Annotated in this window: 6 protein-coding genes; 5 read left to right on the forward strand and 1 reads right to left on the reverse strand. The window is 62.0% G+C overall.

The annotated features are described in order from the left end of the window. Positions 1–48: 48 nt before the first annotated feature. Both ACJJV6_RS13260 and ACJJV6_RS13265 read left to right on the forward strand, forming a co-directional pair. Positions 49–3,168, forward strand: a complete 3,120-nt coding sequence (locus ACJJV6_RS13260) for a DUF3427 domain-containing protein (RefSeq protein WP_407710501.1) — start codon at positions 49–51, stop codon at positions 3,166–3,168. Positions 3,169–3,314: 146 nt separating this feature from the next. After that, complete coding sequence (locus ACJJV6_RS13265) at positions 3,315–4,190, forward strand: DUF3883 domain-containing protein (RefSeq protein ID WP_407709145.1); 876 nt, start codon at positions 3,315–3,317, stop codon at positions 4,188–4,190. A 47-nt stretch (positions 4,191–4,237) separates the two neighbouring features. On the opposite strand, the gene ACJJV6_RS13270 is transcribed toward ACJJV6_RS13265, so the two are convergent. Beyond that, the gene (locus ACJJV6_RS13270; RefSeq protein WP_407709146.1) at positions 4,238–5,854 is read right to left on the reverse strand and encodes an AAA family ATPase; all 1,617 of its coding nucleotides are present in this window, start codon (positions 5,852–5,854) and stop codon (positions 4,238–4,240) included. On the opposite strand from ACJJV6_RS13270, the gene ACJJV6_RS13275 reads away from it, so the two are divergent. From ACJJV6_RS13275 to brxD, 3 genes are read left to right on the forward strand one after another with little or no spacing between them, the layout of a single operon-like run. Beyond that, positions 5,814–8,840, forward strand: coding sequence for a hypothetical protein (locus tag ACJJV6_RS13275; protein WP_407709147.1), 3,027 nt, complete (start codon positions 5,814–5,816; stop codon positions 8,838–8,840). The two genes, ACJJV6_RS13270 and ACJJV6_RS13275, sit on opposite strands and share 41 nt — an antisense overlap. Further along, positions 8,837–11,524 carry a BREX-2 system phosphatase PglZ gene (pglZ, locus tag ACJJV6_RS13280; protein ID WP_407709148.1) on the forward strand — a complete coding sequence of 896 codons (2,688 nt, stop codon included), beginning with the start codon at positions 8,837–8,839 and terminating at the stop codon, positions 11,522–11,524. The genes ACJJV6_RS13275 and pglZ overlap by 4 nt, the downstream gene beginning before the upstream one ends. Positions 11,525–11,529: 5 nt before the next feature. After that, positions 11,530–12,855, forward strand: a complete 1,326-nt coding sequence (brxD, locus tag ACJJV6_RS13285; protein ID WP_407709149.1) for a BREX system ATP-binding protein BrxD — start codon at positions 11,530–11,532, stop codon at positions 12,853–12,855. The last annotated feature ends 4 nt before the right edge of the window (positions 12,856–12,859 follow it).

Here is a 12,859-nt window from a genome sequence, read left to right on the forward strand (position 1 = left end):
TACCCTGACCCAGTGACTAACTTCAATGGGGGAGTGGCGGAGAAGCATCTGCCCGAAGGCTTGTATGAACTTCTCAAGACGGACGCACTGGACAAACAGCTGAACGATGAGGCAGAACTTCAGCCAGTCTTCGCGGACGTAGAAGACGATGACATCCCGGATATCCTCTCCCGCCATGTCGCAGCTGCTGTACAGCTAAGCCTGGCGACAGCCAAACCCGCCGAACGTGTTGCCCTGGCCAACCGGTTGCTCGAAGCGTTGCAGCAAAAGGATCGCATAGCAGACGGCCCAACGGTGCTCCACTCCCTCCACCGCCCCACTACGCTCAAGCGCCGCCAACTCCGCCGCCCCACAACAAGACTAAGCGACTCCGCGCTCCTGACCAACAGCAACGAGGACCCCAACCTGGCCGCAGAACTGCGCGCAGAAATCGAGTCAGCGGACACAGTAAACCTCCTCTGCGCCTTTGTCCGCTGGACCGGCCTCAGACTCCTCGAACCGGCACTTGAGCAGCTCAGAGACCGCGGCGTGAAACTTCGCGTCATCACCACCACCTACATGGGCGCCACGGAACGCCGGGCCATCGACGAACTCGTCAACCGGTACGGGGCCGAGGTCAAGATCAGCTACGAGACCCACTCCACCCGGCTCCATGCGAAGGCGTGGCTGTTCCGCCGCAACTCAGGCTTCCACACCGCCTACGTGGGCAGTTCGAACCTCAGCAGCGCGGCCCTCCTAGACGGCCTGGAATGGAACGTCCGGCTTAGCTCGGTAGCCACGCCCGCGCTCCTGCAGAAATTCGAGGTCACGTTCGACAGTTACTGGGAGCAGCGGACCTTCCAGTCCTACGACCCGGAAACGGACGGGGACAAGCTGGACGTGGCCCTCGCCCGCAATGGCGGCAGGACCACCGGCGCGCCGGATTCAAGCACCGGCCTGGAAGTCCAGCCCTTCCTCCACCAAATTGAGATGCTTGAAGATCTCGAGGCCGAGCGCGCAAAGGGCCACCACAGCAACTTGCTCGTCGCTGCCACGGGCACCGGCAAGACCGTCATCGCGGCCCTGGACTACAAGCGGCTTAGTGAAGCCGCCGGCCGGGACCTCAAACTGCTGTTCGTCGCGCACCGGCAGGAAATCCTGAAGCAATCGCTGCAGACTTACCGACGGGTACTGCAGAAGGGCTCCTTCGGCGAACTGTTCGTCAGTGAACACAAGCCACGAGATTGGAAGCACGTCTTCGCCAGCGTCCAGTCTTTGGCGTCCCTTGGACTGGCCAAGATCGCGCCAGGTGACTTCGACGTTGTTGTCATCGACGAGTTCCACCATGCCGAAGCGCCCACCTACCGCAAGATCATTGACCACCTGCGCTCACAGGAGCTCCTCGGCCTGACCGCCACCCCCGAACGCGGTGACGGCGTCGACGTCGCCAAGCAGTTCTTCGACGGCCGTCGGGCCAGTGAACTGCGCCTCTGGGACGCGCTGGACGCGGACCTCCTGGTGCCGTTCCACTACTTCGGCGTTTCCGATGACGTGGACCTCAGCCGCCTGGAGTGGAAGCGCGGCAGCTACGACGTCGCTCAGCTGGACGCCCTCTACACCGGCAACGAGGCACGTGCCGGCAAGGTGATCCGTGAGCTCCGTGACAAGGTCACCAGCACAGCAGACATGCGGGCCATCGGCTTCTGCGTCTCGGTGCAGCATGCGCTCTACATGGCAGAGGTCTTCAACCGTGCCGGGATCCCGTCCGTCGCCGTCTCCGGAAAGACCGACGACGGCGAACGCGCCAAAGCGCTGCAGCAGCTGCGGGATAGGACCATCAACTGCATCTTCGCTGTCGATCTCTTCAACGAAGGCCTCGACCTGCCCGAAGTGGACACCATTCTGCTGCTCCGGCCTACGCAGAGCGCCACCATTTTCCTGCAGCAGCTGGGTCGTGGATTGAGGCGGGCAGACGATAAGTCCGTGCTGACGGTGCTGGACTTCATCGGCCAGCAGCGCCGTGAGTTTCGCTTTGACCTGCGCTACCGGGCGCTGACCGGCTACGGCCGCAAGGAGCTGGAGAAGGCTGTCGAGGACGAGTTCCCGTACCTGCCCTCCGGCTCGCAGATCGTGCTGGACCGGGTGGCGCAGAAGGTGGTCCTGGACAACATCAAGGCACAGCTCAGGTTCAACCGGGCACAGCTGGTCCAAGACATCGCCTCGTACGCCGAGACCGAGCTGGAGGCCTATCTGGAGCGGTCGGGGAATGAGGTGAAGACGGTCTACCGGTCCACCAGGGACTCGTGGACCGGTTACCTTCGGCAGGCAGGACTGATCGAGGGGCTTTCGCCCTTGGAGACCGTGTTGCGCTGGAAGCTCGAGGAGCTGTCGGATGCGGAGGAGAAGAAGCTGCTGGGCCGCATGGCGGCGCTGATTCACGTGGACGATCCGGAACGTGCTGCAGCCTATTCCATGCTGGTCGCTCCCGACGCGCCCCGCTACGCGGAGCTCGGCATCCGCGAGCAGGCTTTCGCGCGCATGCTGTTTTACACGCTGTGGGATGACGGCGGTGAATTCAAAACGTACGACGACGGCCTGGACCACCTGCGCGGCTACCAGTTTGTGTGCAGCGAAATCCGTCAGGTGGTGAAGCTGGGAGTGGCGGCATCGAAGCATGCTGCGAAGAGCCTTGGTGCAGGGTTGCAGCACATCCCGCTGCTGTCCCATGCCACCTACAGGCGCGAGGAGGTGCTGGCGGCGTTGCAGTACGGATCACTGGAACAGGGAAAGAATGTGCAGCACCGGGAGGGCGTGGCATGGTGTCCTGCAACTTCCACAGACGCCTTCTTTGTCACGCTCAACAAGGACGACAAGAAGCACTCGGCAACCACGATGTACAAGGACTATGCCATCAGCCCCGAGCTGTTCCATTGGGAATCTCAGAACGCGACGTCACCAGCGAGCCCGACGGGACGGCGCTACCTGGACCGGGCTTCGCACGGTTCGAGGGTTCTGATCTTCACCAGGGACACCGCGGACGACGAGACCGGGCTGACAGTTCCCTACACGTGCCTTGGGCAGGTTGACTACGTGCAGCATGCGGGCGAAAAACCAATCGCCATTACCTGGAGGCTGCATCGGCCGATGCCTGCCGATGTGTACGCCACAGCCGCTGCCGTTGTGCAGTGAATTGAACTCTGATGCCTTGGGCAAGCGAAGCCAGGACTTAGCCCACACGGAATACTGCGGACGGAGGGCATCCGTGCGGCCTCGGCCGCCTGGGATTAGTAGCGGTGATCAGCACTGGATGAAGGATGGTGCTATATTCTGACGCCATGGTCATGGGGGAGACGGGAAAACCGTGGACTGAGGACGAAGTAAGGGCAACTGTTACCAAATATTTTGACATGCTGGTGATGGACGTTCAGGGGCAGCACTTCGTCAAAGCCGCTATTTATAGAGAACTGTCAGCCCGTTATTCGGCGAGAAACGTCAATTCAATAGAACGAAAAATGAGCAATATCAGCGCGGTATTGGTCGGGCTGGGCTACCCGCATCTGCGGGGATTGTCGCCCCTGGCAAACTATCAACGAAGCTTGGTGGAGTCCGTTCTTGAGGAATTGACCCGCCGGAAATCACTCGACGCGATTATTGAAACTGGGCTCTTGGACAACGCTCCGGTGGGGCCGGTTGACATCGTGCGCGAGGCCGGTGTGCCGGCCGAGATGATCACCGACCTTCTGCACGGGCAGGGGATGTCGCGTCCGTTCAAGCGAGACTACCTTGCATTGGAAGCAGCCAATCGAGCGCTGGGCATTGCCGGCGAGCTGGCCGTGGTCAGGCACGAGCAGACCCGCCTCCATAGGATAGGTCGAACGAAGTTAGCCGACCGCGTGGAGCACGTGGCTCAGACACATGGGGATGGCCTTGGCTATGACGTGCTTTCTTTCGATCCTGACGGCAAGGAAAAGTGGATTGAGGTCAAGACCACAAGGTATGCGATCGATGTGCCATTCTTCGTCACTCGAGGAGAGGTTCGCGTCTCCAGCGCTTCCCCGGAGCATTACCACCTCTACCGGCTGTATGGATTCGGATCTCCCAAAGGGACGGGCCTGTACCGACTCCAAGGAGACCTGGAAAAATCCTGCAAGCTGGACGCAATTTCGTTCGAGGCGGCGCCAAGGAGTCAGCTTAGGCATTCACTAATTTGAACGGACAAGTGATCTCCGCAGGCATAGCAAAAAGCCGCTACAGCCTCTCAGATCAGTGGCTTAGCCTGCAGCTTCTTGGCGGCACGTGCCAAAGCCGCGGGGAGCGGCTTGTCGTGAACGACGACGAGTTCCAGGTTCGCGCGGGTGAGGGATGTGTACAGCCGTCCGTTGGTCCCGGAACCGGCACGGAAGGCGGCTGGCTCCATGACTACCACCGCATCGAATTCGAGCCCGCGAGCCTCCTCTGGTGAGAGAAGCTGAAAACGACTTCGTTCCCCCGTGGCATATGCGTGTCGTCCATCGGCTTTCCAGCCCGCCAGCCTGGCCGCTGTCGCCACGCCCTCAAGGTTAGGCGTGATGACAGCTACCGTTCCTTCCGAATGGTCGGCTGACAGGCGAAGGCATTCGTCGACTGTCAGCGATTCCACCGTGCGACGGCGCTCTGCCACGCTGATGACCAAGGGCGGCTTGCCCTCACCCAGAGGGGAGGCGCCGCGGCGACGCTGGGTGATCGGCAGAAGTGACGCTGCGAAGTCGGAAATTGACTGCGTTGTCCGGAAACCGCTGTTTATTGTGTGCTCCGCCCAGCGACTACTCGGAAGATCCTTATAGAGCTCGCTCCACTTTCTAAACGTCCGGGGAGAATGCCTTTGGTTCATATCTCCAACCAAGCTCCACGTACCGGAGTTGAGGCGCATCAGTGTCTGCCACTCAAACGGTGACAGGTCCTGAGCTTCATCAACGATAATGTGCGAGTATCGCTGAGGCGGATTGACCAATACCTGGATGTATGCGAGAAGGGGCCAGAGGGATGGTCTGGAACGTGCCGTCTCGTAGGTACGGGGAAGTGTGTTTCTCCATGCGTAAAAATCTCGCGACCGAGCCGATGCCTTCGTCGTTTCGAGGACCAAGATCGCTTCGTAGGCAGCGCGCAAACTTCCACTTCTTCGAGACGATTTGTACGAGTCGACTAAATCCGCGACGACTCGCTCTGAACCTTTCGGTGGAGCGGAGGCCTCTTCCACTCGTTGGCCAAGAACTTGTTTTGGATCCATGTTCAGCACGTCCATGAGCACGCGTTGGATTGACACAATTCGTACGAGTCCAGCTCCATCGTGCAGGTCGGCTACCGCTAGGGAAATGTGTTCTTCCCATGCCTCGGTGGGGCCCACCAACAGCACATTGTCTATGGCCTTTCCCCTGTTGCTGTCCACCAGCCAAGCCGCACGGTGCGTAGCTATGATCGTTTTTCCAGTGCCGGCATGGCCTTGCACCACAAGAGAAGTAGAAGGATCTGCCGTAACTAGCCCGTATTGTTCTGGCTGGAGAGTGGACAGGACGGCTTCCAGCCCGCCCGTCCTTGGGGCAGCCAGCGCCGCGCGCAGGAGATCTGCTGATGTAGAAGGACTGAACTCAACCTGGGCTTCGGCATGCGAGAAAAGATGGCTGCTAACTGAAGGCGGTCGTGGCGGCAGGTCCGGAATTAGCGGCTGGGCATCCGGAGCTTTCTCTGCGCGAGTTTTGGATAACCAGGACTTTCCACTGCCGGGAGCGGGGCGAGGTGCTTGTTTAGTCTCTGTACGAGCGGAAACGAAAGGATCCCCCTCCGGGCGGACGACCCTGGTGCTGTGGCTCGCCAACCACCTGCGCGATTCGGCGTTCATCCAAAACGAGACCTCCAAGGTAGCCAAGCTCGTCGAAACCGGTTCGGGGCAGATGGCGATCCCTATGATCTCGTTCGTCGCGCGGCAGCGAGCACTGAAGGAGTTCCTGGGCGGCGGCAACGTCGGCGCAGAACAAGTCGCTCTGGAAGATTCGTTTCAGTGGTGGGAGGACCGATTCGACAAGATCACCCTCGCCGCCGCCGACCTTCCCGAAATCGTCAATAAACGCCTGCTCTCCCCGGCGTCCGAGAGCGGCAAAATGTCGCTTGCCGCCGCAGTTGCCCGCGTGCGGGCAAATCCGACAGACTGGAAGCACCTGCTGACGGATTCAGTCGGTTCAGGAGCCGTGGACTTCGAAAAGGTGTACCCGTTTTCCCCCGCGCTCGTGGACGCGATGGTGGCGCTGTCGGCAATCATGCAACGCGAACGCACTGCGTTGAAGATCATGAGTGAGCTGCTGTACCGCGGGCGTGATGAGCTCACTGTCGCAGACGTCATTCCGGTCGGTGACCTGTTCGACGCCGTCGTGCTCGGTGACGCCAAGCCTTTGACCGACGATATGGTCAAGGTTTTTGAAGCGGCATCGTCCTTCTACCGGGGAAAGATGCGCCCGTATCTGCTGGACAAGCACCAAGTCAGCGACGCGGACGCCCGAAGCCTTGACCGCAACCACCCGTTCCGCCGCGAGGACCGCCTCGCCAAGACTCTTCTTGTCGCGGCCATAGCCCCGGGGGCCACATCGCTGAAGGACCTGACGGCGTCCAAGCTCGCTGCGCTCAACTTTGGCAGCGTCGTGTCAATGTTCGGCGGCAATGTCTCTGGGCAGGTCGTGACCCTGGCCAATGAGTGGCAGGCGAAGTTTTCAGAAATCACGGTCGGCTCGACGGCGGACCCGGTAATCAACCTTCAACTGACGGGTGTGGACTTCGACGCGATCCTCGCGCATGTCACGCAGGAGGACTCCCACGCTAACCGCCGCCGCCTTATCCGTGACACGGTAATCGCTGAAATCAACGCCGTTACCACAGGCTCATACGCGGGCGAATACGCGCTCGACCACATTTGGCGAGGCCAGAAACGGACAGTCGACGTCGTTTTCGGTAACGTCCGCGACAAAGCCGCGCTTCCCGTCGAGGCGCTCAAAGCGTCGGACGGGAGATGGAAGCTGGTGATCGACTTCCCCTTTGACGACATGGATGACCGCGGACCGTCGGATGATGTGGAGCGTATTTACACGCTTCGGCAGGACGGCGTAGTCAGCGACACGATCGCGTGGATTCCGCATTTCCTGACGGCACAGCGGATGGAGGACGTGGGCAAACTTGTCCAGCTCGAGTACCTACTGACTGGTGACCGGTTCGACCAGTACGCCGCAAACCTGCCGGTCGGCGACCGGGAGCCGGCCCGACGGCTTTTGACGGGTCAGCGTGACTCGCTGCGCAGTCAGCTTGCCGCGCTGCTGCGTCAGGCCTACGGAGTGGACGCCAGGAACGAGGAGAACCTCGGGACCTTCGTTTCTGGGCCCAATTTTGCGACCCTTGCTGATGGGTTCACCCCGACCCAGCCCTCGGTAGCGACCTTACGGGACGCCGTCACGAGCGTGCTCGGATCGGCGTTGACCACCCGGTACCCCAAGCACCCCGAAATTGAGCGGGGCATGGAGGAGGTCCGCAGAGCGGAGCTGAACGCCGTCCTGGAACTGGCACGGAAGGCCGTGGACGCTGGAGGTCGATTGCCCAATGTTGACCGGGCTGCCGGAACCCGCGTACGCCGCATAGTGACTGCTTACGGTGTGGGCGCACTGCGCGAGACTACTTATGCGCTTGACGCACAGCACTTTGGGTTCTTTGACGAGTTTACCCGCGCCGCGGGCACTGGCGATGTGACTGTCGGGACTCTGCGCGGCGTACTGGCCGAGCGCGGCATGACGACGGACACCATGGACCTCCTTGTCCTCGCGTGGGCCAAGATCACCGACCGCGAGTGGTATCGCGCGGGTGCCCGGACAACCGAGCCTGGCATTGGTGGGTTGGCTCCGGACATGCTGCTGCGTGAGCCCCTGCTGCCGTCGGAGGAGGAGTGGCAAGTCGCACTCACTCGGGCCAAGACGCTCTTCGGAGTGGGTGCAGACGAATATCACCTGTCGACAGCAGCCTTGGAACGTGTAAGTGACGGGCTGGCGAGTAAGGTCCGTCCGGCGGTCCAGGCTACCGAGAACGCGGCAACGGAGTTGACTGCGCGCTTTGAGACTCTTGGGCTTACCGAGACTGCGCCGCGATGGCAGAGCGTTATACGCGCGCGGGACTTAGTCGCTGTCCTTTCGGCGGCCAACGGACCGGTGGCGAGAATTGAGGCTCTTGCCCAGTTCGACCTGCCAGCCGAGCCGCAGACCATTGCCAAATCAATCAGCGCTGCCGGTGACGTGGCCGCGGCAATACGTGGTGCGAACTGGGGGCTCATCGACAAGCTGCCGTCGCTGGGTAGCGAGCGAGCCGCCCGGGCCCTGGCTCAGCTACGGGAGGCGGCGTCGCAAGCGGAGCTGCATGTCCCTCTGAAAGAGGCCCTCGACGCTGCAGCGCAGGCAGCGACCGAGGCTCTCCTTGAGGATCCCGACGAAATCGAGCGGCGCCAACGGGAGGAAGATGAGCGGCGCCGTCGGGAGGAGGACGCCCGACAGCAGCGGGAAAAGGCCGAACGCAAGGCGGCCGAGGAGCGCGCCACCCGCGAGGCGGAGCTGCGGCGCGAGCGCGAAGAACTCGATGCCCAGCGCCGGGAGCAGGAGGAGCGAGAGGCGGAAATCGCTCGTCGAATCGCCGAGCTGGACCGAGTCCGCCTCGAGGAGGAGCGCAAGCGGCGGGAGGAGTCTGAGGGTAGCGAAGTCATTGCGGGAGAAGCCGAAGTTCAACAGATACGGCAAAAGATCAGTGCTGCGCTGGCCAATCCGGTTGAGGGCAAAAAACTGCGGGTTAGCTGGAGGTGGGAGTGATCAGCACTGCAAACGAAGCGACCCGCGCCGTTGCGGTTTCGGAAGCCCTGGTGCGCTCGCGTGCTGCTGAGCTCGTAAGCAAAGGCGGCGAGGCACGGGTGCTCGTCATGCGTGCTCAACCGCGTTGGCATGGCGGTAACTTGGCCATCGACGGTCGGAGCGTCAGAGTAGTGGAGGGTATCTCCCAGCTCGCGATACTTGACGCCTACGCTGCTCAGGCTGACGACGAGTACCTAGTCGTGCTCACCGACCGGCCGCGCACCGACCTCGGCGACACGGTGCTCGCCCGCGCCTACCGGCAGCAAGTCGAAGACCCCGATGAGTGGGGGAGTATCCCTGCCCTGTTCGGCGGGGCGCGGGAAGTCAGCCGCGAGCTGCGCCGACTGGAATGGGCAGCTACGTCTTTGCTTGACCATGAGCCTGTTGGGGGGTGGTCGCCGTCGCCTGATCTGGCCGTTACGGCCGAGCACGCCATCGGCGGCCTGCTCGCACACCTGCTGGAGATCGGCTCAGGCGACCTCGATGGGGTTGTCATCCTCAGTGCGTTGAGCAGTGAGTCCCGGGCATCCTGGGCTGCTGTGGATCAGAAATTGCAGGGCCACCTGGTCGAGTGGGCTGAGCAGGAGTACGGCACTGCCGCCGGGTTCGCGCTGCGCGCCTCCGCAGCGCCTTCCGGGCTCGTTAAGCCTCTCGCGCTCGGGCTGGCCATCGATGTGCTGTGGCCTCATCCCCCTGGGGATCTTACTGAGGAGCAGGTTGCAGCCCGCACCCGGTTGCTCGAGCGATACGCGGGCGGCAGATCCATTACTCCGCTGCAGGCACGGGAAATTGCCAACACCTCGGCTGCTGCTGTTCTACGCCTGTCTCGAGAGGGCGATCCTGAAGGGCGGCTGGGAGTGGTCCTAGACCAGGCCGAGGCCCTGCTCCGCGAAAATCTTGGCTGGCCCGGCGGGGCCGACCGGTCGGCGATCCTGCGTCCCGGATTCATCAGCCGGTTACGGGCGCTTGGCAAGGCACTTGATGACGGTTCCGGTGCTGAGGAAGCCTTGGCGGCGGTGCTTGACCACCGCGAGGCCACCCTAGATGGTCAGGATCTTGCGCCGCGGATGGCCGTGCGGCTTTCAAGATGGTTGGCATCGCCGGAGTCAGAGCTGCACAGTCTCGCGGCAGATCTGCAGAGACAACTTGACGATGGCGCGTGGGTGGACGCCGCGCTCGGTGTGTTGTGGAGCGGCTCGTCAGATGCCGAGGTGGGTGCTGCTTACGGGAGGCTAATAGAGCGGGTTCGCGCCCGCCGCCGTCGGCGTGATGAGGTAGCCGCAGCACACTTGGCGGATTCGCCCGCCGAGCATTCCATCTCAGAAGCCTTGAGCAATGGACCAGCGCTCGGAATCGAAAATGTTCTTCGCACCGTGGTTGGCCGCTGGAAGTCCCAGGGTGGGGTGCTTCTAGTGGTGCTGGATGGGATGAGTGCCGCTGTGGCCATCGATCTGGCCACAGAAGTGGGTCGTTCGGGTCTTGTCGAATGGGTGCCCGCGTCTAAACGCCGACTTGCCGCGGTGGCCGCATTGCCGTCGATGACGGGTATCTCGCGCACAAGCCTGTTGTGCGGCGAAATTCGCAACGGAAATTCGGCAGCGGAGAAGGCCGGCATTGCAATGGTGTTTCCAGGCGCCAAGATGTTCCATAAGGGTGAGTTGCGCGCTGCCGGGGGATCCCAACTGGAAGAGAGTGTCGCCTCGGCGATTTCAGACCCAAGCGTCCCTGTAGTGGGAGTGGTTATTAATGCGATCGACGACGCGACGCACAAGAACGACACCGCCGGCCGGGCTTGGGTAATGGCAGACCTAGAACCCTTGCGTGCACTGCTGAATGCCGCAACAATCGCCGGACGCGCCGTAGTGCTCACTTCCGACCATGGCCACGTCGTGGAGCGGCGGACGGAAATGCTGCCCGCCGTCGATGGGGGTGACGCTCGTTGGCGACCCGCAGCGTCAGGTTCGATCCAAAATGGCGAGGTGCTGGTCAGCGGCCCGCGGGTGGCACTTGACGCCGGGAAAGCAGTACTGCTGTGGCGTGACGACGCCCGGTACGGCCCTGCCAGGGCCGGATACCATGGCGGTGCGTCACTGGCCGAGCTGACCGTCCCAGTGCTGGTGTACCAGCGGTCGCTCGCGCAGACGGCACCAGACGGCTGGGAGCCAGCACCACCCCAGGCGCCCGCGTGGTGGAATGATCCGGTCACGGAGACCAAGCCTGCGCCCACGGGCGTCCCGGTGAAGAAGCCTCGCAAAAAGCCTGCCGTAAATGGGACCGCCTCGACGTTATTCGATTTCGACGAGCCGAAGGCTCCTGCGGCGGCGACAACGGGCGATCTCGTTACCCGAGTACTTGCCTCAACGATCTATGGCGCACAGATTAAGCTCGGTGGGCGTGCAGCTGCGGGAGCCGCACCGCTTGTGGAGGCAGTGTTGCGTACCTTGCTTGATCGAGGTGGGCGAGCGCACCAGGAGACAGTAGCGTCCGCCGCCGGGCTGCCCTACTCCTCAATAGGCCAAGGGCTGGCAGTGGTTAAACGGTTGTTGAACGTTGAGGGTTACGACATCCTGTCCTACGACAGCGACGGCGAAACTCTACGGCTCGACGTCGATCTGCTCAAGGATCAGTTCGGAGTGGCAGGATGACGGATGTGGCGATCAGTCCCCGGCGGCGTCGGGAAATCATAGACGCTTTGCGCCGTGGCACCGTGCCCCAACAAGGGCTTGAGGTCATGGCCGTAGGACTCGGAAGCTTCAGGTCTGCAATCGACGAAGAGTTGAGCGCAGTCAAGCAAGGAGCAGCGCAATTTAAAGCGGTGCGCGGTGAATACGGCTCCGGAAAGACGTTTTTCTCCCGCTGGCTCACCGAACGCGCCAAGAGAATGAACTTCGCTACTGCCGAGATTCAAATTTCGGAGACCGAGACCCCGCTGTACAAACTGGAAAAGGTGTACCGACGCGTCGTCGAAAACCTTTCGACGCCGACTGTACCGAGCGGAGCATTCGGCGATGTCGTCGATGGTTGGCTGTACGTGCTGGGGCAGGATCTTCAAGCCTCCGGCTCGGCTGAGGCTGCTGACCTCGAGAGTCGAACTGACGCGTTGCTCGAAAAGCGCCTCGCAGCGGTGTCGAAGGAAGCGCCTGCGTTTGCCCTGGCGCTGCGTGCCTACCGGCAGATGAGTGCCACAGCGAAAAATGCCGAGGCAGATGCTCTTCTGGCCTGGCTTGGGGGACAGCCGCATGTCTCTGCCGGTGTCCGCCGTGCCGCTGGCGTGCGAGGCGAGCTCGACCATTTTGGCGCTCTCGGGTTCCTTCAAGGGCTCCTGACAGTGCTGCGCGATTCGGACTACGCCGGGCTCGTTATCGTTCTGGATGAAGTCGAGACGCTGCAAAAGATGCGGTCCGATGTCCGAGAGAAGTCTCTCAACGCGCTGCGTCAACTCATGGACGAAGTAGACAGCGGGCGCTACCCGGGCCTGTACCTCCTAATGACGGGCACGCCCGCGTTCTATGACGGGCAGCAGGGAATCCAGCGTCTGGCTCCACTAGCCCAGCGGTTGCAAACGGACTTCGCAACCGACGCACGATTCGACAACCCGCGGGCAGCACAGATCCGGCTGCAAGGGTTCACACCGGACTCCTTGGCCGAGCTCGGCAGTCGGGTTCGTGATATATACGCCGCGGGAACCGGGTCGTTCGACCGTATTCACTCTGTGGTAGATGACGCTTACGTCGCCGACCTCGCGGTGGCAGTAGCGGGGGAACTGGGCGGCCGGACGGGGGTAGCCCCTCGAGTGTTCCTCAAGAAGCTGGTTGCCGATGTCCTCGATCGCGTCGATCAGTTCCCGGATTTTGACCCGCGCAAACACTACGAGCTCACTCTTAGCGTCTCCGAACTCACCGACGTGGAGCGGGAGGCCCAGACACGCGGGGATCTGCGGGCGGCGTCGGTTGACGACATCGACCTAAGTTTCTAGCGGG

This window comes from Arthrobacter nitrophenolicus, assembly GCF_045833485.1.
GTDB classification, from domain to species: Bacteria; Actinomycetota; Actinomycetes; order Actinomycetales; family Micrococcaceae; genus Arthrobacter; species Arthrobacter nitrophenolicus.